This is a genomic window from Paraburkholderia sp. SIMBA_027, assembly GCF_046535315.1.
Taxonomy (GTDB): Bacteria; Pseudomonadota; Gammaproteobacteria; order Burkholderiales; family Burkholderiaceae; genus Paraburkholderia; species Paraburkholderia tropica.
Genome location: NZ_JAWRWY010000022.1, coordinates 78845 through 99152, shown reverse-complemented (window position 1 = coordinate 99152; position 20308 = coordinate 78845). Strand labels below are relative to the sequence as shown.

Annotated in this window: 17 protein-coding genes; 3 read left to right on the top strand and 14 right to left on the bottom strand. The window is 68.9% G+C overall.

Annotated features, from left to right (window positions below):
• The 3 genes from SB764_RS32850 to SB764_RS32840 form a co-directional block, all read right to left on the bottom strand.
• Positions 1-3363 (bottom strand): autotransporter, encoded by a 3363-nt coding sequence (locus SB764_RS32850; protein ID WP_410865969.1) that lies wholly within the window; start codon positions 3361-3363, stop codon positions 1-3.
• Positions 3364-3454: 91 nt separating this feature from the next.
• Entirely contained in the window at positions 3455-7084 is a 3630-nt protein-coding gene (locus tag SB764_RS32845; protein WP_410865968.1) for a winged helix-turn-helix domain-containing protein, read from the bottom strand.
• 185 nt (positions 7085-7269) lie between these two features.
• Positions 7270-7893, bottom strand: a complete 624-nt coding sequence (locus tag SB764_RS32840) for a GNAT family N-acetyltransferase (protein ID WP_074982079.1) — start codon at positions 7891-7893, stop codon at positions 7270-7272.
• Between the two features lie 498 nt (positions 7894-8391).
• Here SB764_RS32840 and SB764_RS32835 point away from each other — a divergent pair, with 498 nt between their 5' ends.
• Positions 8392-8934, top strand: coding sequence for a hypothetical protein (locus SB764_RS32835; RefSeq protein WP_065060790.1), 543 nt, complete (start codon positions 8392-8394; stop codon positions 8932-8934).
• Positions 8935-9055: 121 nt separating this feature from the next.
• Here SB764_RS32835 and SB764_RS32830 read toward each other — a convergent pair whose 3' ends face one another.
• The 11 genes from SB764_RS32830 to sctU form a co-directional block, all read right to left on the bottom strand.
• On the bottom strand, positions 9056-9511 hold the full coding sequence (locus tag SB764_RS32830; RefSeq protein WP_065060789.1) for a CesT family type III secretion system chaperone: 456 nt from the start codon (positions 9509-9511) through the stop codon (positions 9056-9058).
• A 91-nt stretch (positions 9512-9602) separates the two neighbouring features.
• A complete protein-coding gene (locus SB764_RS32825) occupies positions 9603-9770 on the bottom strand; it encodes a hypothetical protein (protein ID WP_156773769.1) in 168 nt (55 codons plus the stop codon).
• Between the two features lie 166 nt (positions 9771-9936).
• The gene (locus SB764_RS32820; protein ID WP_321891268.1) at positions 9937-10185 is read right to left on the bottom strand and encodes a type III secretion protein; all 249 of its coding nucleotides are present in this window, start codon (positions 10183-10185) and stop codon (positions 9937-9939) included.
• A gap of 36 nt (positions 10186-10221) precedes the next feature.
• Entirely contained in the window at positions 10222-11475 is a 1254-nt protein-coding gene (locus SB764_RS32815; protein WP_410865967.1) for a secretion protein, read from the bottom strand.
• A 143-nt stretch (positions 11476-11618) separates the two neighbouring features.
• The gene (locus SB764_RS32810; protein WP_410865966.1) at positions 11619-12611 is read right to left on the bottom strand and encodes a hypothetical protein; all 993 of its coding nucleotides are present in this window, start codon (positions 12609-12611) and stop codon (positions 11619-11621) included.
• Positions 12612-12627: 16 nt separating this feature from the next.
• Entirely contained in the window at positions 12628-12891 is a 264-nt protein-coding gene (gene sctS, locus SB764_RS32805; RefSeq protein WP_065061009.1) for a type III secretion system export apparatus subunit SctS, read from the bottom strand.
• A 29-nt stretch (positions 12892-12920) separates the two neighbouring features.
• The gene (gene sctR, locus SB764_RS32800; protein ID WP_065060785.1) at positions 12921-13571 is read right to left on the bottom strand and encodes a type III secretion system export apparatus subunit SctR; all 651 of its coding nucleotides are present in this window, start codon (positions 13569-13571) and stop codon (positions 12921-12923) included.
• Positions 13555-14913, bottom strand: a complete 1359-nt coding sequence (gene sctQ / locus SB764_RS32795) for a type III secretion system cytoplasmic ring protein SctQ (RefSeq protein WP_410865965.1) — start codon at positions 14911-14913, stop codon at positions 13555-13557. The genes sctR and sctQ overlap by 17 nt, the downstream gene beginning before the upstream one ends.
• A gap of 12 nt (positions 14914-14925) precedes the next feature.
• Positions 14926-15612, bottom strand: a complete 687-nt coding sequence (gene sctP, locus SB764_RS32790; RefSeq protein ID WP_410865964.1) for a type III secretion system protein SctP — start codon at positions 15610-15612, stop codon at positions 14926-14928.
• A 10-nt stretch (positions 15613-15622) separates the two neighbouring features.
• Positions 15623-17713 (bottom strand): type III secretion system export apparatus subunit SctV, encoded by a 2091-nt coding sequence (sctV, locus tag SB764_RS32785; RefSeq protein WP_065060783.1) that lies wholly within the window; start codon positions 17711-17713, stop codon positions 15623-15625.
• Positions 17714-17763: 50 nt separating this feature from the next.
• Positions 17764-18858 carry a type III secretion system export apparatus subunit SctU gene (gene sctU, locus SB764_RS32780; RefSeq protein WP_410865963.1) on the bottom strand — a complete coding sequence of 365 codons (1095 nt, stop codon included), beginning with the start codon at positions 18856-18858 and terminating at the stop codon, positions 17764-17766.
• A gap of 350 nt (positions 18859-19208) precedes the next feature.
• Here sctU and SB764_RS32775 point away from each other — a divergent pair, with 350 nt between their 5' ends.
• A complete protein-coding gene (locus SB764_RS32775; RefSeq protein WP_183039898.1) occupies positions 19209-19811 on the top strand; it encodes an HrpB1 family type III secretion system apparatus protein in 603 nt (200 codons plus the stop codon).
• A 41-nt stretch (positions 19812-19852) separates the two neighbouring features.
• Positions 19853-20263, top strand: coding sequence for a type III secretion protein HrpB2 (locus SB764_RS32770; RefSeq protein WP_074982090.1), 411 nt, complete (start codon positions 19853-19855; stop codon positions 20261-20263).
• Positions 20264-20308: the final 45 nt, after the last annotated feature.

The following is a 20308-nucleotide window of genomic DNA, read 5'->3' as shown; positions in this document are numbered from 1 at the left end:
TCATCCGTTGCCTGTTTGATTCGCGGGCGCGTTCGGGTCCGGTCGCGCGCGCTGATCGACTCGTTCGAGCAAGCCGAACGGAACGGTCTGCGCGAACAGTTCGCGGTCGCCGGTCGCGCTCGTCTGCGTGTTCATCTGCACCATGAAATTCAGGCCGGGGCTGCGCGTGACGGTGGTGCGCTCTTTCACCTTCAATTCGGCGGGCATCCATGATGCCGGGTCCTGGAGAATGCGTGCCGACTTCGCGTCGAGTTGCGCGTGCTCCGCGTGCGCGTCTGCGGGCAACTGCATTTTGACGGCCGCGACCGTATCGAGCCGGGACGCGGCGTCGCGACGCAAACGATAGCGGTGGAAGTAAGTCTGATTGGGCCGGCGATTGGCCTTTACGTCGCCCAGATGCTGATCGAGCCGTTCGGCCGCGAGTTCGCGCGGCGGTCGTAGCTGCACGTCGGGATCGGCTTGACGCTGCGTGTGCTGCTCATCGGCAATCTGTTCGGCAAACAGATCGATCCATTGCTCGCGGCTCGCGTCGATCGCCTGCGTGTAGCTGTGCGCGCTCGAATACTCGGTGTCGAACAGACAGGCGCGGTGCATCAGCTTGCCGTCTTCGCGCACGAGCTGGATCTTCGCGAGATGGCTGTCGTCGGCGAAAGTCAGTGTGCCCGAGGGCGCGTCGAGCGACGCGAAGCCGACGCCCACCTTGCCCACGTTTTCGGTGGCGCTCACGCTCGCGCCGAAGCGTCCCAGCAATCGCGAGCCCGCGCCCACGCGATGCTGCTCGATCTGCATGCGTCCGCTGGTTTCCTTCGAGTCGAGCGTCTGTTTCGCGGTGCGTTCGTAGCCGACGCCGGCCGTCGCGCCCACGCGCGCGAACGAAGCCGGGCCGGGCAGCTTGACCGATACGCCGACGTCGGCGGACGCGCCGCGCTTGACCGTGCGCGCGACGGTGTCGGTCCAGCTCACCGACACATCGGGGTCGTCGAAATAACGCTGCGCGAGCCGGTTCCAGGTGCCTTGCGAACCGCCCGAATCCGGTGCGTGCGCGTGCGTGGTTTCGTCGAACACATGATCGATGATGCCGCTGAGTTTCTCGCGCATCGCGTTGTCGTCGTAACCGGTGCCGTCGTCTTTCACGCGCCGCGCCACGCGCAGCGAAACGCCGCTCGGCTCCGAGAGTTCGCGCGAATGCAGCACCGCTTGCGTGGTCAGGCCCGCGCGCATCTGCGTGAGGCCGACGTCGAAGTCATAACCCACCAGCACGCCCGCGCCCGCATGGCGCACCGAGGTTTTCGTGGTGCCGAGGAACATCTCGACGCCCTGCGTGCCGCGGCTCAGTTCGACCACGGCCTCGCGGGATTTCGACGCGCGCAGATCGAGGCGCGGCGCGACGGGCACCGCGCCCGCATGCAGCACCTTGCCGATGTTCGCGCTCAGGCCGCGCGTGCTCACGCCGAGGCGCGCGCCATCGGTCAGACGCAGACGCGAACTCGACTGCAACCCGTTGGCGACGTCCTTGAGCGACTGGCGCAGATCGTCGGCGCTCCTGGGATCGGCGGGCGTGGCGGTCGAGACGTCGGGCGTGGCTTTCTGCTTCAGGTCGTCGAGTTGCGCCCAGAACGGCGAGTCGGCGGGCACCTGCGCGACCTTGCCCCACGACGCGAGGCGTTCGAGATCGAACGGGCCGCGCGCGATCGATTTGAACGGCGCGCTGCGTGCGAGTTCGTGCGGCGTGGCGGCGGCCCAGCGGTGGGCGACGTCGCGCACGCGCGCGAGCGTGGCGGGCGAGGGCACGTCGCGCGGCGTCAGTTCCGTGGCCACGGTTTCGGCGCGTTGCGCGATGGCGCTGAGCTGCTCGGCGTTCGGGCGGCCGTTGGCGAAGCCGCCGCTTTCGAGCCAGACGTGCAGCGCCGCCAGTTCGGCGATCGAACGTTCGGGCCGCGCGTGCGCGAGCGCGGCGGCGGGGCGCATCTCGGGGCGCTCGACGAGCGGCGGCAGCGCGTCTTGCATCGCTTCCTTGAGCGCCTTCCGCTCGTCGGCGACGGTCTTGCGCGGCACGCCCTGGGTGCCGTAACGCAGTGCCGAGAGCGGCGAGCGCTGCTTGCCGAACAGGCGCGGCAGAAAGCTTTTCCAGCGGCTGTCGCCCGCGCGGTCGATGGTCTTGCCCGAGAACTTGTTCAGACGCTCGCGGGCGCGCGACAGTTCGGTGCCGGGACCGTCCTCGCGGAAGTTCTGCCGCCACGCGAAGAACGCGCCTTTTTGGTCGTCGGTGAGCGCCTGGCGGCCGTAGCGCGAGAACGTCGATGCCGCGTTGTACGCGCGCCAGGCGAGCGGCGTGTCCTTCAGCGATGCGCCGGGCGCGGGCGCGTGGCGCGCGGCGACGGCGGCGGGCGAGACATCGTGCGTGGCGGCGTTCATCGCGGGTTCGAGCGTATCGGCGGTTTGCAGCATCATGCGTTGGGCGAGGCGCTGCGACGCTGTCTGCGTGGGCGGCTGCGCGGCTTCCTGTGAAGCGTCGGGCGCGGCGGCGCCCGCTTGCGCGCGCAAGTGTTCGAGCGCTTCGAAGCCCGCGTCGCTGCGCGAGAGCAGCGTCGCGACATGCCACGCGCGGTTCTGCGCGGGCGTGACGGGCGCGCTCGACTGCATGCGCGTGAAGTCGAGTCCGCCGAGCGCGTCGAGCACGTCGTTCGCTTGCCGCGCGTCGCCGACGTGCGCGCCGTGCAGCGCCTGCGCGAGCAGCGCGCCGCGCGTGGCGGCGGGGGCGTCGGCGGGCGCGCCGAGCGTGTGCAGCCGCTGCGAAAGCCGCGCGGAGGCCTGGGCGTCGTCGCGCGGGCCGGGCAGACGCTGCGCCACGTAGCTGAGCAGCGCATGGCCGCCGTCCATCGCGTCCGCGAGCGCGTGGCCCGCGCCCTGGTCGGCGGCGGTGGCGGCGACAGGGTGGGCGGTTTGCGCGGACGCCTGCGCGCTTGACGCCGCCGTTTTCGCCAGCGCCGCGCGGCCCGTCTTCGCGCCGTTTTCGAGCGGCGTGGCGGCGACGGTCGAGGCCGTCACCGGCCGCTCGGGCAGGCGCTGGCCCTCGGCCTTGAAATCGGTCGGCGCGAACGGCTTGCCGTGCGAACTGCGCTGCCAGGCGGCCGTGCTGATATCGAATTTCGCCGCGCGCAGACGCTGACCGGTGCGCGACAGCGCATGAGCGAAGCGGCCCAGCGTCGAGTCTTCGGTGAGTGCTTGCGGCTGGGCTTGCGGCTCCGTCTGCGCCTGCTGTTGGGCCTGACGTTGCGCCTCGGTCAGCGCGGCGGTCTCGTGCCCGGCGGCTTCGTGCGTCGCGTTCGTTTGGGGCGGCGGGAGGGCGTGGAGATCGGACATGAGTCGGGCGTGCGGTGGGCAGGCGGCGGGACGCGATGCAACCCACGTTAGGCACCGACTGTGACACCCCGAAGCACGACGCGAAGCGCCGTCAGCGAATCCGAACCTGTTCGCTCGCGCGCGGCACGTCGAGCGTTTCGATGTCGACCGTGATGCGCAGCGCGACCCGCTGCGCATGGCAGCGCCGCGCCTGCGCGAGCGCCGCGTCGAGCCGCGCGCGCACGCTTTGCGTGGACTCGCCGGCCGCGAGGCGCAGCGCCGCCTCGATCCGTTGCATCTCCGCCGCGTGCCAGAGTTCGCCGACGCGTTCGGCGCGCAGCAGCGCCATGCGCATGGCGGCGCCGAGCGCCGCGGCCAGCGCTGCATCGTCGGCGAGCGGTGGACGCGGCAACAGCGACGCGACGAACGCGATATCGATCAGATAGACGCGGTCGCGGCCCAGCCGCCGCGCGACGCCGTCGAGCAGCATGCGCGCGGCGTCGCGGTCGCCCGCGAGCGCGTCGAGCCAGAGTTGCACGTCGAGGCCTGCGCGCAGCCAGCGGCGCGGTCCGCCCGCGCGCGCGCAGGCGATTAGCGCGGCCGAGCACGACTGGGCGCGCGCGGTGTCGCCGTCGAGCACGGCGAGCGCGCAGGCGATGGCGAACGCGGCGCCGCGTGCGGCCAGGTCGGGGTCGTCGTCGGAGACGTCGAGCGCGCCGCTCAACGGCACGCCGACGAACCAGCGCGCGACCGCGAGCACGGCGCTCGCCACCAGCGGCAGCGCGAGGCCGAAGCCGCGCGCCATCGCTTCGGCGTCGAGCAGCGTCTCGTGGTCGATCCCGGCGAGCGTGAGCGCGCCCGACGCGGGCTTGCTGAGCGCGGCGATCGCCTGCCCCGGCGTGGCGTCCGCGCAGGCGAGGCGGCCGGGCGTGTAATGATCGACGAGCGGCGCGAGCTTCTCGATGGCGGACTCGAATTCGCCGTGCCAGGCGTGCACGAGGCCTTCGAGACAGTGCGCGTTGACGAGCGCCGCCGGATGCCGCGCAATCGCCGCGATCTCGCCGAATTCGGTGACGAGCGGCGCGGCGCGCGTCACGTCGCCCGCATCGATCGCGTTCATCACGAGCCGGAACAACGTGTAGAGCCGATACGGCGTATCCGCGCATTCGGTCGCGAGCGCGTAGGCGCGGGACCAGTTCGCGTCGATCTCGGCGGCGCTCGCGTGAGTGGGCGGCAACGCGCGCGCGAGCGCGGCGTGCAGGCGCATTTCGTCGCGGATCAGACGCACGGGCGCGGCCTGGGCACGCGCCAGCGCCGCGCGGATCCAGCCCACGTACTCGTCGGTCAGCGCGAGCGCGGGCCACAGCGGCGCGCCCTGATCGAGCAGTTCCGCGCACAGTTCGACCTTGTTGGCCGCGAGCGCCCAGTCGAGCGCGGCGCGCAGATTGTCGATGTCGTGGCGCAGCATCTGCGTGTTGACGCCGGGGTTGCCGCACGCGTTGCCTCGCTCGCGCACGGGCAGTGCCACACGCCGCGCGAGGATGCGGGCGAGATGGTTCGCGTGATGCGCGCTCGCCTCATGGCTTTCGCGATGACGATCGAGCGCTTCGAGCGCGAAGCGCCGCACCGCGGGCGGCAGGCGCAGGCGGGCGCAATCTGTTGCGACGACGGAATTGGCCGCTGGGGTTTCATCGGCTTCGTTGATGAAACCGAGATGGGCGAGCGTGCGCAGCGCGTGTTCGAGCGTGGCGGGCTTGCTTTCGGCGTTCTCGTCGAGATTGAGCTTGTCGTTGTCGGGGAGCGCGAACGCGCCCAGTAACTCGAGCGCCGCCGCGCGCGAAAAAGCGCCCGCGAATATCGCGAGACGCCGCAGCGCGACAGACGCCGTTTCGTCGAGCGCGGCGCTCGACCATTCCAGCACCACGCGCACGATCTCCGCGTGAGGCAAGGCGATGCGGCTCGCGCCCGCGCGGCGCGTCACGAGCGCGTCGAGTTCGTGCGCGCAGGCGGCGAGCGTGGCGTAGAGCGGTGGCGCGGCATCGGCGCTGGCGCTGGCGTCTGGGTCTGGGTCGGTGTTGACGGCGGGCGTGCAGGCGCATGCGTGCGTGCGCGCGGCGATGGCCGACGCGGCCAGTTCGAGCGCGAGCGGCAAGCCGTCGACGCGCTGACACACGCGTGCCGCCGCCATCAATGCCAGGTAGACCGAACCATTCGGCGATGCGGTCTGCGTCACCTGAGCGGCGGCATGAAGCGCGCTCAGATGCGTCTGCGGATCGTGCATCGCAGGCGTGGGGCGCTGTGTGCGCGATTGAACTGGCGAATAAGCGGCCAACTGACCAAGCCGTTGCCCGAGCTTCGCCAGCAGCAAGGGCAGCGCATCGTGGCTGGCGAGCGGCGCGCCCGCGCCGGTCTCGCGCACGCCTGTGCCGTGCGGCGGCGTGCGCAACGGCGCGATGGCGACCGGCAGTTCCCCGCTGATGAACAGCGGCGTCTGCGCCGTGACGAGCACGTGCAGCCCGCTCGCGCCGGCCACCAGCGCTTCGATGGTCAGCTCGGCGGCCTCGCCCAGTCCGTCGCAATGATCGATCACGATCAGCACGCGGCGCGCGCCGATGCGGGCTGCGAGCGCCGCGGGCGAACCGTAGTCGGGCACGGGTGCGAGACCGAGCGCCGCGCCGGTCGCGTGGGCGATGCGCTCGGGCTGCGAGAGCGAGGCGAGATCGGCCCAGAACACGCCATCGGGGAAATGCGAGCCCAGACGGCTGGCCGCTTCGGCGGCGAGGCGCGTCTTGCCGATTCCCGATGCGCCCGTGAGCGTGACGACGCGCCGCTCGGGCACGACGGCCAGCAACTCGGATAGCTCCGCATGGCGTCCCGTGAACGGCGTGAGCGGCGCGCCGCACTGGGCGCGTAGCGCCGCCTCGACGCCGGCCGGCCCGAACGCGGCGAATGCAGACGTCGATGCAGGCATCGATGTCGACCCTGAGGCCGTGTCGGCCCCGGACAACGGTGCGGGCAAATCCACTTCGTGGTGGCCCGGCAACGCCGTCTGGGCGACGCCCGGTTGGCTGCCGGCGTGGGCTGATGCAGCGGCGACGGCAGGCGCGGCGGGACGTGTCGCCGAGAGCCGCTTGGCGCGTGGCGCGGCGGCGCGCGGTGCGGTCTGATCGACGATGCGCTCGCCCGGCGCGCCAAAGTCGGCTTCGACGGCGCGCGCGAAGGCCCGGTCGAATTCATGACCTGGGACGGGGGCCGGGGCGTGGCTGTCGGGGTTGGCGCGGCCGCCGTCGTCGCGGGATTCGCTGGCCGCGCCGGTCGATGCCGTGGGCGCGTTGCCTTGTGCGGCATCATCGCTACGCGTGAAGGCCGATGCCGATGCCGACGAAGACTCGCCACCCGAAGCCGCCGCACGCGCCTCCAGCAGCCGGATCGTGCCGCTGAAGCGATAGCCGCGCCCCGGCACGGTCACGATCAGATCGCGCTCCTCGTCGAGCGCGCGGCGGATCGCGGAAATCTGCGCCTGCACGGTGTTGGCGTCGACGGGCGCGCCGTTCCAGACCAGCTCGCGCAGTTCCGCCGCCGACACCACGCGGCCATCGGCGTCGAGCAGCGCCACGAGCACGGCGAACGGGCGCGCGGCGAGGTCGATCGCGGCGCCGTCGGCGATCAGCAGACCGGCGTCGCGCGCGAGCCAGAAACGGGAAAAGGCCAGGACCTGACCGGTCAGCCGGGGTAGGGACATCGCAAGCGTCTCGGGAAAAATTCGCAGCGCGGTGGCGCTGCGCCATGGCGGAACGCATGCTGAAACGCTGCATTATTCGTCAGACGTTTGCATTATCGCCGCATTTGTGAACAAATGCCTCGCGAGTGCAATTTTGCTCATTCCGGCGGCGCCGGTGCGTGCATGCCGGATGGCGCGCGCCGTGCTCACGCTTCCGCCAGTTCCCAGCGCATGGTCGAGCGCAGCCATTCCACGCCCGAATTGGGCGCGGGCGGCGGCACGGGCGCGGCGCGCGTGAGCGCGTAGAGATAGCTGTCGGCGGCGAGCAGTCCGCGATTCGGGCGCGGTTCGTAGTTCGCGAGCGTCGCTTCGCGCACGAAGCCGAGGCGCTCCATCGCGCTGTGCGCGAGCCCGTCGACGGCGCAGCAGGCAAACACGCGGTAGACGCCGGGTTGCTCCATGAGCCAGTCGATCAGTTGCTGAAGCGCGAGCACGCCCGCGCGCCGCCGTCGCGCGCCGCCGTCGCGGCTGATCATCACGCCGATCTCCACGCGCGGCAGCGCAGGCTTCAGTTCGATGAGCGCCGTGAGCCGCTGCGTCTGCTGGCATTCGAGCACGTAGCGGATCAGCGTGCCGTCCTGCCAGCCGCGCAAGGCTTCGTCGATGAAGGCCGCCGTATCGTCGAGACGCGTGTGGCGCGCGAGCGGCAGATCGCGCATGGTGTCGGCGTCGCCGAGCATCTGGTCGAAGAGCGCGGGCGCGTCGGCGCGCGTGAGTGGGCGCACGAGCAGCGTCGGCGCGTTGATGCGGTCGAGTGGAATGAAACGCATGGTGCGGGCCTCCCGGTGCCGGTCTGTCGTGAGTTTGTCGTGAATTTGTCGTGGATTCGTCGTGGATTCGTCGTGGACTAAGCGGGCGCCGTCGCGTGTTCTATCGGATGGGCCGAAGTGCGATGGCGTGTCAGTCACCGGGCGAGTGTGAGCGCATCGCGGCAGCGCGCGCGACCGCTCCGCGAAGCCGCGCGCGACGGCGCGAAGTGGCGAAGATCCGGCGATCCGGCGATCCGGCGATCCGGAGCGTCGCGGCGCGCGCAGCAAAGCACCTTGTGATCCGCGCCGATCGCCCGCATCGCTGCGCTTTGCTTCGCGCGCTTTGCGTCGCGCGCTTCGCATCGCGCGACACGCGTTCGCGCCGAGCCAGCGATGCGCGTGCGAGCGTTGTAAGGTCGAGCGTATCCGTCCGGCTGCGGGCCTCGCCGCGCTTGCTCGCGCGCGTGACGTGCAGCCGTGTCGCCCCGCGACCGATCGCATCGAGGAGGACGCCCAGCGATGAATGCACCCACCATCGGCCGTACGCACGGCACCACGCCGCTGCCGGATACCACGCCCGCGCACGAAGCGGGCGCGCCCGCGAAACTTCCGGGCACGCCCCAGCCGCAAACCGAAGACGGGAAACTCGCCACGCTGTCCGCGCTCAATAGCGGCGCGCAAACGGGCGGCCAGGCGGCGGCGGGCAAAGGCAAGCGCGCGTCGTTCGCCGCGAAGCCCGACACCGCGCAGACCGGCAACGCGAGTTCGTCGCACACGCAGACGCCCACAGCCACCGCCGCCAACGGGCAGCATGGCGCGCCCGTCGCGCCGGTGCAGCATGGCCAGCCGCCGGCGTTCGCGCCGCAGCAGTCGGCGTTCGGCAAGGCGTCGAGTTTGTTGCAGGATGCGGCGCCGCTGGTCAGCGGCGGGGCGGGTGTGCTGGGCGCGGGCATGCAGATCGCGGGCGGCGTGATGCAGGCGATCCAGTCGGCGGAAATGGCGATCGCCGAAACCATCAAGAACGGCGCGCACAACGTCGAAGAAGCGTCGCGTCCGGTTTGATTGAAGCGCGGCGCGGCGCGCTTGTTTAATTCGGTATCCTGTTCGATTCGCAGTGCGCAGATGAAGTGCGCAGATGAAGTGCGCAGATGAAGTGCGCAGATGAAGTGCGCACGACGCGCACTTACGCCCTGAGCCAGAACAGCTCGCCCGAGGCGATGCCCTCGAACATCTCATCGCTCGATTCGACGATATTCTGCCGCCAGTAGCGGCCATGATCGGCGTAATGCGCGAGCAGGTCGGCGAGCGCTTCGCCGTCGAGGCCGGTTTCAAATGGCAGACGCAGCACGAGCACGATGCCGCCCGTGTCGCTGTCGATGCCGAGTTGCGCCTGGTCCTGCGCGTAAATCAGCAGATTGGCTTCGAGCATCAACCGGAACACCACGAGCGTGCGCCCGGCCGTCACGGTGCCGAAGTGAAAATTCGCGTACATCGCGTCGAGATCGCGCTCGAAAAAATCAAGCCGCACGTCGAAGCCTTCCACCTCGATCGTGCGTGTGCGCAGCACCTGATCGACGTCGGCGAGACCGACCGTCGCGCACAGGTCCGCGACCAGGCTGGCATAGCGTTCGCTGCTCATCGTCCTCGCGGGAAAAAGAAGGGTGACGTGGCGAAGGGCGCGCCGCCCGCCACGCAGGCGTGGACAGAGCGGCGCGCCACACGCAGGGCGTTTAGCCGCCGCGCGATGCGTCCTTCACATTGCTCGCGCCGCTCTTGGCGACGTTCGAAACGGATGCGTACATGCTCTGTTCCACCTGCATCTGGGCGGACATCATGGTCATCTGGTCCATTTCCTGGGTGAGACCTTGCATCATGGAACCTGCCGAACCTACGGACATATCGACCTCCGTTGACTGCGATTGAACAACTTGAAAAAGGGCGTGGCCCTGCCTGATATTGCCGCCTCGCAAGCGCGCACGCGAACGCGCCCGCTTGCGAACTGGCCCGGTGACCGGCGCGGCGGCGAGCGCCGCGCCGGCAATAGACGTATTACGCGTATCGATATCAGCCGCGCGCGAGCGCCTGCTTTTCCTGCAGACGCGCGATCACGCGCGACGCGGCGATAAAGCCGCGATAGAGCTTGGCGAGATTGTTGCGGTCGACTTCATTGACGACCTGGGTCTCGCTGATCTGCTGCGCGGTGGCTTCGAGCGCGGCGCGGATCGCGTCCACGCGCGCAGCGGCGGCCGGATCGGCGAGCGTCTTTTGCAGATCGTTGAACTCGCTGCCATAGGGTTCGAGGTGCTGGTACATGTCGCTCTCCTGTTTGCCAGTGTGTTGACGTGTGATTCAGTGGGCTTGCGCGGACGTGGCGGCGCCGGGCAACGTCGACGGATCGGGTAACGCCACGTATTGCGGCGCGCCTGGCGTCACTTGCTGCGCGACGTGTTCCGCGCTGCGGCTGGCCGTGGCGACATCGACCGACGAAGTTTGCGGACGCGCCGCCTGCGTGCTGGTTGGTTCCGATGCCGTTGCGGTCGCCGACGAAGCGGGCGTTGCCGCTGCATCCGCCGCGCTCGCATCGGGGACGTCGACGGCATAAATGTGCTTCACGCCATCCGGCGTTTGCGCGTAGCGCACGTCGTCGGAAGAAATCATTTCGGAGTACGACGCGGTACTCGACGCGTTCGAACCGAATCCGCCCGACTCCGCCACATCGACGGCAATATGCTTCACGTTCGAATCGAGGTCGGCACGCACGCGTTCGAGCGCCGCACTCAGATCCGACTTGCTGGCCACCGTGCCCGTGACGGCGAAATTGCCGTCGCCGTCGTAACGCACATGCGCGCCCGCAATGCCGAGCGAGTCCTCGATACTGCGCGCGTCGTTCTGCGCCACGTCGTAGTTGCCCGACAGACCGCCTGGCGCGACGCGATCGAGCAGCGCGCGCACGGCGTCGTCGTCGGCGGAAGTCGCAACCATGCCGCTCACGACCACCGTATTGCCGAGCGCGCGCGCCGTGAGTCCGCGCACCTGTGCGGAAGCCAGCGCCGCGTTGACGCGCTGCGCACGCTCGCCGGCGTTGTCGGGCGCGGCGGCGCGGCTCATCTGCGTGGTCGTGACGAGCGAGGCGGCGGCCACCACGAGCCCCAGCACGAAGACGGCGGCGACCGCGCCCATGTAGCGGCGCTGCTTGCGGCGCGCGGCCGCGAACTTCGCCTCGGCGGGCCGCGTGAGCAGCATCGAGAGCAGGTCGAGGTCCGAGGGCCACGCGGCGTCGGCGGCGCCGACGCACAGCACGATCTCGTCGAACTGCATCGGCACGAAATCGACCAGCAGCACCGTTTCCGGCGGCGCTTCGCTTGCCGCTTTAACGGCTTCCACTTCGGCGTCGTCGCGTGCGGATTCCTCGCTGACGCTCGCGCCGCTTTCACGCTGCGCGCTGACGACGCCCGTTGCATCGACATGCAGCAGCGCGCTCGTGCCGCGCCAGTCGCTCAACTGGATATCGGCGTCGTCGGCGGCGCCGATGCGGTGCGTGCCTGGCGCGAGCTGAAGCTGCGCACCTGCATGCACGCCCGTCAGTATGCGCAGGAGTTTCATCGTGCTTGCACCGTCTGATTCGAGGGATGGCCGCACGTCCGCGCGGGCTGCGCAAGACGGGCCGGATCGTTGCTAATTTAGGCGGTCCGCAAGCTTTCTCACCGACGCGACGCGAAGGCGCCGCGTGCGATGCGAAGCGACGTTCATCGCGCCCTGCCGCGCGTGAACGCGGAGATCGACGACGCGCCGGGCGGCGCGGTGTTGCCGCTTGTGTCAGTGCTTGCGTTTTGCGCCGTCTCCTGCGGTTCGTGTGCCGCGGCCGCGCGCCCCAGCACGCCGTTGCGCAGCGCGTTCAGCGCACCGAGCGCGCGCGCCCCGCGTGCGCGCGTGTGAGGCAGGTCCGTGTCTTTCCACAGCAGGCCGACGAGCAGATTGAAATGGCGCGCGCGTTCGGGCAGCAACGGCCGCGTGTCCGCGGAATGTCCGGCACGATCCGCCTGCGTGCCACCGCGCTCGCGCAGCGCCGCGATGCCGCCGCCGCGCGGCATCGAGCCGATCTGCTGCTCGACCTGCAACCAGTCGATCTTGAGCTGATGCACGAGCGCGCCGACGTCCGTTTGCGGATTGGCCGCGACCTGTTTGTGGAGCGCGAGCAGATCGCTTTCCCACGCGTCGCGCACGGCGGCGGCGCGCGCGCCTTCCTCGCCGGGACCGAAGCGCGCGGCGATCGCTTCGAGCCGCCCCGAGGGCGGCGGGATGGCCGCGGCGAGACGCGGCTTGACCGAAGGCAGTGCCAACGCGTCGTGATCGCCGTCGCGCTCGTCCTGTGATTGACCGCCGCCGCCGCCGCGCTGGCCGCCGTCACGCGTCACGCGCAGCCGTTCGCCATGCGCGCCGCCGCGTTCGCCCGCGCCTTCGTCATCGCCGCCGCGCCGCAGATTGCGCTGCTGACGCTTTTCTGCGCGACGCTTGCGCGCGAGCGAGTCGGCCATGCGCCGCGCGCGCTGCGAACTCACCGTCGGCCCCGATTGCGGCGCGCTGCCGTACGTGAAGGTGGTTTCGCCGCGATAGAGCGCGGCGAACTGCGCGCTGTTACGCGCGTTCTGGGCGTTGGCGCTGCGCTGCTGCGCGTCGGTGGCGCGTTGCGCGCCCGCGCTCGCCGCGTCGTGCGCGGGATTGTGCGAAATGCGGCTCATCGTGGCTCCATGCGGATCAGAGCGGCACGGCGGCCTGCAGGATTTCGTTGGCGAAATGCAGCACGGCCGCGCACGAGAGCGGCGCCGCCACGACGATCGTGACCGTCACCGCGATGAGCTTGACCGCGTGCGACAGCGTCTGATCCTGCATCGACGTGATCGCCTGCAGAAACGACACGCCCAGCCCCACGACCGCCGCGACAATCACGGGCGGCAGCGAGACGGTCAGGCACAGCAACATGCCCTGCGTGGTGAAACGAACCAGCGTATCGGTATCCATAATCTCTCCGGCAAACTGCGTGCGCGGCATCAGCGATAAGTCATCACGAGGCCGTGTATGAGCGTCGACCAGCCGTCCATCACCACGAACAGCAGCAGCTTGAACGGGATCGCCACGTTGGTCGGCGTGACCTGGTTCAGACCCATCGCAAGCAGCACGTTGGCGATGATGAGATCGACCACGATGAAGGCGATGTAAAGCAGAAAGCCGATCTTGAACGCGTCGGTCAGCTCGCTCAGCGTGAAGGCGGGCGCGAGCACGATCAGGTCGTTTTCCTTGAGCGATTGCGCTTCTTCCCTGGGCCACACGACGCTCGCCGAGCGCAGGAAGAAGCGCTTTTCGCGCTCCTTCGCGTGCTTGATCAGAAACGCGCGGAACGGTTCGCGCGCGGCGCCGAACGCCTGGATCAGCGCCTGCGAGGGCTGCGAGGCGAGCTGCTGGCCTTCGAGCGATTTGGCCGCTTCCATGCCGATCGGCGCCATCACGTAGATCGACACGAGCACGGCGATGCCGTTGAGCACCATGTTCGGCGGCACCTGCTGCACGCCGAGTGCGTTGCGCAACAGGCCGAGCACCACGACGATCTTCGCGTAGGACGTCACCACCATCGCCACGAACGGGAGCAGGCTGATCGTGACGACGACGAGCAGCAGCCCCGTGATATCACTGAACTGGACCATGCCGGTGCGCCATGCGGATGATTCGGATTCCCAGGTGTTCGCCGACAGTGACGAGTTCGCCGTAGCCGATGGTCTGGCCGTGCGCGACGAGCCGCAGACGCGCGTCGGCGACCGGCACGGGCAACTCGACCACATAGCCCGGACCGAGCGTGGAAAGCTGCGCGAGCGGCAGCGCGACGGTGTCGATTTCGAATTGCACCGGCAGTTCGAGCTCGCCGATGTGGATCGGATTGTCGGGTTGATCGACGGCGAGACCGGCGTCGGCGTTCGCCGGGTCAAGCTCTTCGGACATGTTCGGCTCCTTGAGGATGACGGGCGCTGGCCCGTCGAATGCAATTTCGGCGATCAGGCGCGCGAGCCCCGGCGTACCCCACGCGGCCAGCGCGCGCGGACGCGCGGAGGATGCGGGCGGCGCGTCGGGCGCATCGTCTTCGTCGTAGAGGTGGCTTTCGAGCTGCTGCGGCGTGTCGGATGCTGCGAGTGCGGCGAGTGTGGCTGCCGTCCACGAGGGAAACAGCGCGCGCAGCAGCACGTCGCCGACGTCGAGCGAGCGCAGCGTCTGCACGTCGAGCGGTTTCATGCCGACGATCAGGCTGCCGGGTAAGGCGAGCGCGGGAAAGTCGGGTATCGGTGCGCCGGATGTCGGGTGGGTGTCCGGCGCGCGCAGGCGGGCGTCGATCAGATCGAGCGCGCGCGAGCACGCCGCGATGCGCAGCGTGTGTAGCGTGGGGGTTGCGGTGTCGATCGGCGTCGTGAAGGACAGGGCGATCTGCACGTCCGCCTGCAACGTTGCGCGCCGTACCGATACGAGGCGGGCATCGCACGCCAGCACTTCGCCGATGCGGGTGAGCATCGGTTCGAGCAGTACGCCGGCCACGGCGTCGCGTAGCGCGTGTTCGGCGGCATCGCCGTGTGCGCCTGGCGTGTCGGCGCGCGCGCCGGTCGCAACAACCGCATCAAACGCAACAATCGCGAGCGCAGGATAGGCCTGCAAATCCAGTGCGATTCGCAACGAAGCCGGTTTGAATTCAGCGCTGTCGCGCGCGCTCAATGCAATCTCGACGATGGCGGGATCGGCGAAATCCGCCGCGTGCGCCTGCGTTCGATTGGTATCGATCACACGCACATCGATCGTTTGCGCGCCGAGCTGCGCGCGCGCGAACGGCGCGAAACGCGCGTCGCCGATCGTGCGCGAGGTGCGGGCGGCCGCGCGGTTCAGCGCGGGCAACGGCAGCGGGCCGACCTGCGCCGCCTCGATCTGTGCATGCGCACGGGTGCGTGACGGAGGCGAGCCGGTTTCGGTCAGATCGACGGTGGCGGGTACCGCGAAGGGCGCGTTCATGCGTCGGTGAGGTCACCAGAATGTGAGTTCGATATCGCGGGGTTCGCCCCAGGCGCGCAATATCGCGTCCAGTTCGCGTTCGAGCAAACCGCTGTGCTCCAAGAGTAATTGCCTGGACTCCGGCGCCTGCGTATCGAAACGAAGCTGCAGCCGGAAACGCGAAAGCGAGAGGTAGAGCGTGGTGTGCGGCAGCACGGCGGGATCGATCGGCAACTCGACTTCCCAGTTGCCCGCTTCGGCCACCGCGGGGTCGCCGCAGAACGCGCCGATGTGGCGCGCGAGCGCCGCGAGCAGCGCGACCATGCGCTGCTGACGCACCAGCACGGCGGAGACGGCGGGCGCCGCCGCGTGCGCGATGTGCGAGCCGAGCGCGCTGCGTTGCTTCGTCAGGCCGGCGTCGGCGTCGCGATCGGGCGTGTCGCCGTGGGGCGCGGAGTCGTCGGTGTGGGCGAAGGGCGTGGGCGCGGCGGGGGCGTTATTGTCCTCGTCATCGTCGTGCGCTGCTCGCGTTGCGTCGGCGCTGTCGTCTTGCGATGCCGCTTCGCGCGTGCGTGCATCGCGCGCGGGACGCCGCCACGCGCGGCGGCCTTTGAGCAGCGCGGCGTAGTCGAAGTCGTCGGCGCTCGCGTCGTGCGGAGCGTCGCTGGAATCCGCCGAGCCCGGAATGATGCGCAGATGGCGCGAGCCGATATACGTCACGTCGCGCGCCTCAGATCGACACGCGGCCGAGCGGCTGCAATTCGACGTGCTCGCCGAGTTCCTGATACGAGTATACGGCGAGCCAGCCGAGCCGCGCCTCGATCATGCGGCGCACGTAGCGGCGAATATCCATCGACGTGACGAGCGCCACGCCGTCGCGCGGCGCGGTGCCGACGAACGACTGAATGCGGTCGATCAGCAGCGTGGCTTCGTCGGGCGGCAGCGCGAGGAAATTGCCGGTGGGCGTTTGCTTGATCGCCTGGCGGATGTGCTGCTCGACCGGCATGTCGAACAGCACCGCGCAGAGCGTGCGCGCGCCGCGCGTGGCGCGATGCGCGATGAAGCGCGAGAGATCGCCGCGCACGTACTCGGTCAGCATCAGCATGTCCTTCTCTTTGGGCCCCCAGGTGATGAGGCTTTCCATGATCGAGCGGACATTGCGGATCGAGATCTGTTCCTCGAGCAGACGGCGCAACACGTCGGCCATGCGTTGCGGCGGCAGCGCTTTTTGCGCCTCGGAAACGAGGCCGGGATAATCGGCGGCAAGCTGGTCGAGCATCCACTGCACTTCCTGAATGCCCAGAAAAAGCGGCGCGTGGCGGCGCAGCAGCGCAACCGACGCGTGTGCGATGACTTGCTCCGCGCGCCATACCGGCGTCTTCGCGGGCACGGCGCGCTCTTCGAGCCAGTGCGTGGGCGTGCCGCTCGCGTCGATCGGCGGGCCGGGTTCGCAGCGTTCGATGAGCGCGGCCCAGGCGTTGGCGTCTTCGGGTGAGGCGTCGGCGGCGGGCTGGGCGAGCGCGGGCAGCATCACGCGTCCGGCGGGCAGTTGCAGCGTGAGTTGCGGCACGTCGTGCACGAGGATCTCGCAGGTGGAGGCGGGCAGCGCCGCATACGACCACATCGTGATGCCCGGAAACGGCAAGCCCAGTTCTTCCTGCAAGCGCGCGCGTTCCGCTTCGAACGATTTGTCGAGCGCGGGCATGGCGAGCCGCGCGACGAGATCGGGCGCGATACGCACGCCCAGCGGGCAGGTGAATTGCGGCGGCCGCGACAGGATGGCGGGCACGTCCACCTTCGAACCCGAACGCTGCATCGCATGCAGCGCCTCGCGCTCGTGCTCCTGTTTTTGCGGCTCCTTGCGCGAAAGCCGCCACGCCGTGAAGGCGAGCGTGCCCGCGAGCAGCACGAAGAGCGCAGCGGGAAAACCGGGCACGGCGGCGAAGCCGAGCAGCAGCACGGCGGCGAAATAGAGCGCGCGCGAACTCGAACCGAGCTGCCGCCCGATCTCGTCGCCGAGCGAGCTTTGCTTCGTCTGGCGCTCGTCGGCCACGCGCGTGATCATCACGCCGGCCGCGACCGAGAGCAGCAGCGAAGGAATCTGCGAGACCATTGCGTCGCCGACCGAGAGCACCGAAAAGCGGTTCGCCGCTTCGCCCGCGCTCATGCCGTGATACGCGACGCCCACCGCAATGCCCGCGACGATGTTGATCATCGTGATGATGAGCCCGGCGATGGCGTCGCCCTTGACGAACTTCATCGCGCCGTCCATGCCGCCGTGCAACTGGCTTTCGACAGCGAGCGTCGCGCGCTTGCGCTTCGCTTCTTCGGCGGTCAGCAGGTTCGCGCGCAGATCGGCGTCGATGCTCATCTGCTTGCCGGGCAGCGCGTCGAGCGTGAAGCGCGCGCCCACTTCCGCCACGCGCTCCGAGCCCTTCGCGATCACGATGAACTGCACCGTCGTGATGATGACGAACACCACGAGCCCGACCACCAGATTGCCGCCCACCACCAGTTCGCCGAAGCTCTCGATGATATGACCGGCTTCCGCGTGCAGCAGAATCGATTTCGTCGACGCGATATTCAGCGAGAGACGATAGAGCGTGGTGAACAGCAGCAGCGAGGGAAACGCGGAGAGCGACACCGCATCGGGAATATAGATCGTCACCATCAGCAGCGTCACGCTGATTGTGATGTTCACGCCGAGCAGCACGTCGATCACGGCGGGCGGCAGCGGCAGGATCATCAGCGAGATGATCGCGACGATCAGCGCGACGATGCCGACTTCGCCACCGGCGGGCAGTCTGAGCGATTTGAACATGATGGCGGCGGGCTCCGGGCGGCGTTTTGACTCGGGATCAGTGCAGCGGATCAGTGCAGTGGCGTGGCGTCGCGATCGGACGCGGGCGCGGGCGCGTCCTTGCGCGCGCCGATGGCGTCCACCCAGCGCAGGATGGCGGCGACGGTTTCGAACAGTTCCTCGGGAATGGGCTCGTCCACGCCGATCTTGTAGAGCGCGCGCGCGACGGGCGGATTGCCGACGATCGGCACGCCGCTTTCATGCGCGGCGCGGCGCAGCAACATGGCCTGGTCGTCCATGCCCTTGGCGATCACGCGCGGCAGCGGATGTTCGGCGGGCGCGTAGCGAACGGCCACGGCGTAGTGCGTGGGATTCACGACCATCATGTTCGCGAGCCCGACCTTCGCGGTGGGCGGCGGCGAGTTCAGAATCTCGCGCGCGAGACGGCGGCGCTCGCCCTTGATGCGCGGATCGCCTTCCTGGTTCTTGTGCTCGCGTTTGACCTCGTCCTTCGACATCTTCATCTTCTTGAGAAACATGAATTGCTGAAGCTTGACGTCGGCGGCGCCGATCAGCACGAACACGGCGGACGCGACCATCAGCAACTTGAGCAGCATGTCCCAGAACATGCGCGTGAGGCCCGGCAGCGGTTGATACAGCGAACCGACGATGAGCGGAAAGAGCCACTTGATCGTCATCCACATCACGGCGAAGATGATGGCCGCTTTCACCACCATTTTTACGGACTCGATCACGGTGCGGATCGAGAAGATGCGCTTGAGACCCGAGCCCGGGCTGACGGCGTTGAGGTTCGGCGTGACCGGCTTGGTCGCGATCTGCAGGCCGACCTGGCCGATGCCCGCCGCGACCGCCGCCAGTGCCGCCGCGCACGCAATCGGCACGCTCGCCTTGAGCGCGAGGCCGCCGATCGTGTAGAGCTGGGTCTGCATGTTCACGATCGAGTGATCGCCGTGCACGAAGTCGAGCGCGAGCGTCATCACCGCGCGGAAGATGTCGCTGAGCTGGCTCGCGCTGGCCGCGAGCAGCACGACGACGGCCGCCATCGAAATGGCGTCGGTGAGGTCGCTGCTGCGCGAGACCTGGCCTTCCTTGCGCGCGTCCTTGAGTTTTTTCGCGGTGGGTTGTTCGGTCTTTTCTTCGCTCATACGGCGGCAGGATCGTGATTCGGCGCCAGGGCGCGGGTGGGGTGACGATAGCCTTGGCGCTCGCCAGACGCGGCACGCGGTGCGAAGGCGTTGCGCGTGGTGCGAATCGGGGGCGCCGTTTTCGTCGACGATGAATGGCGGTATGTCGCTCGAAGTCGATCCGCTGATCGCAGCAGCCACGCCCCTCCATTCAGCCGCTTCGCATCCCCGGTCCCATCTTCGCCTGCCGCGCGGGCCTGCCCGCAACCCGTTGCTAATGTGCCCACATCGAGCGCCGGCCGCACGGCGCCCATGTTTCCCGACCCGGGCCGCGCCTCACGGCACGCCCGCCCAACCAGGAGCAACACGCCATGTCCGCGAGCACGCCGGAATATCTGAACTGCAGCCCCGACGTGGTCGGCGGCCTGATCGAAACCGTTTCGACCGCGCTGCTCGGCGACTTCCCGAAAGTCCAGGCCGATCCCTACGACATCGAACTCGTGCTCGACGCGCTGCGCGTGCTGCGTCCGCGCGTCACTGAAATCGACACGCTCGAAGGCATTCTGCACATGGTGCGCGGTCACTGGGACGATGCGATTCACGTGCTGCGTCAGGTCGGCGAGAACGCGCCGCGCTTCGGTTATGCGCGCGCGCTGCTGGCGTTCTGCCTCTCCGCGAAGGGCGATCCCGACTGGAAGCAGGAAGCCGCGCAGGCGATGGCGCTGAATCCCTCGCGCGATACGCAGCATCTGGTGCGTGCGCTGGAGGCGCGCGACGACCTCATCAACGCGATTCGCACGAAGCGTTCGGGCGGCCAGTTCGTCACGCCCGCGTCCGTGGACGAACTCGCGACGTTCAGCGATGAAATCGATGCGGAGCCTGCGCACGCAGCGGCGTCGCAATCGACATCGCAATCTGCGTCGCAACCATCCGCACAAGCGCCCGCGTTCGAAACGTCTTTCCTGCGCGCCTGATTCGTCCGCGTGCGCGGCAGCCCAGTTCCACGGAGCAGCAGATGAGCATAGATCCGACCAGTCAGGCTAGTCAGGCCATGCAGGCCTCGCTCGAACAGATGGCGGACGGCGCGTCGTCAACGGGCGGCGCGGGCGGCACCCCGCAGGCGCTCGCCGACAAGTTCCAGTCGATGATGCAGCAGTCGCCCATGAGCGCGCCAGCCGCGCCGGAAAGCGACGGCACGGCGGTGGCGTCGAAGCTCGTCGCCGCGCAGGACGCCGAACTGCAGCAGACCGTCAACGACGCGCTGCAACTCGCCCAGCAAGCGCCCACGCTGTCGATGAACGAGATGAGCGCGGGCACGATCCGCATGACGCTCGAACTCGCCAGCACGCAGCTCGATCTCGAAGCGAAGATGGGTGTGGTCGATTCGTCGAAATCGGCCATCGAAACGCTGATGAAGAATCAGTGATCGCGAGGCGCTGGCTACTCGCCGATCGCCGCGTTAAACCCCGTT

Bases quoted from the DNA above. Each gene is read 5' to 3' on its own strand.
- sctS (WP_065061009.1), bottom strand. From the start codon at position 12,891: ATGGATACCGATACGCTGGTTCGTTTCACCACGCAGGGCATGTTGCTG.
- SB764_RS32825 (WP_156773769.1), bottom strand. From the start codon at position 9,770: ATGTCCGTAGGTTCGGCAGGTTCCATGATGCAAGGTCTCACCCAGGAA.
- SB764_RS32835 (WP_065060790.1), top strand. From the start codon at position 8,392: ATGAATGCACCCACCATCGGCCGTACGCACGGCACCACGCCGCTGCCG.
- SB764_RS32810 (WP_410865966.1), bottom strand. From the start codon at position 12,611: ATGAGCCGCATTTCGCACAATCCCGCGCACGACGCGGCGAGCGCGGGC.
- SB764_RS32850 (WP_410865969.1), bottom strand. From the start codon at position 3,363: ATGTCCGATCTCCACGCCCTCCCGCCGCCCCAAACGAACGCGACGCAC.
- SB764_RS32840 (WP_074982079.1), bottom strand. From the start codon at position 7,893: ATGCGTTTCATTCCACTCGACCGCATCAACGCGCCGACGCTGCTCGTG.
- sctU (WP_410865963.1), bottom strand. From the start codon at position 18,858: ATGAGCGAAGAAAAGACCGAACAACCCACCGCGAAAAAACTCAAGGAC.
- SB764_RS32815 (WP_410865967.1), bottom strand. From the start codon at position 11,475: ATGAAACTCCTGCGCATACTGACGGGCGTGCATGCAGGTGCGCAGCTT.
- SB764_RS32830 (WP_065060789.1), bottom strand. From the start codon at position 9,511: ATGAGCAGCGAACGCTATGCCAGCCTGGTCGCGGACCTGTGCGCGACG.
- SB764_RS32770 (WP_074982090.1), top strand. From the start codon at position 19,853: ATGAGCATAGATCCGACCAGTCAGGCTAGTCAGGCCATGCAGGCCTCG.
- sctR (WP_065060785.1), bottom strand. From the start codon at position 13,571: ATGGTCCAGTTCAGTGATATCACGGGGCTGCTGCTCGTCGTCGTCACG.
- SB764_RS32845 (WP_410865968.1), bottom strand. From the start codon at position 7,084: ATGTCCCTACCCCGGCTGACCGGTCAGGTCCTGGCCTTTTCCCGTTTC.
- sctQ (WP_410865965.1), bottom strand. From the start codon at position 14,913: ATGAACGCGCCCTTCGCGGTACCCGCCACCGTCGATCTGACCGAAACC.
- SB764_RS32820 (WP_321891268.1), bottom strand. From the start codon at position 10,185: ATGTACCAGCACCTCGAACCCTATGGCAGCGAGTTCAACGATCTGCAA.
- SB764_RS32775 (WP_183039898.1), top strand. From the start codon at position 19,209: ATGTCCGCGAGCACGCCGGAATATCTGAACTGCAGCCCCGACGTGGTC.
- sctV (WP_065060783.1), bottom strand. From the start codon at position 17,713: ATGTTCAAATCGCTCAGACTGCCCGCCGGTGGCGAAGTCGGCATCGTC.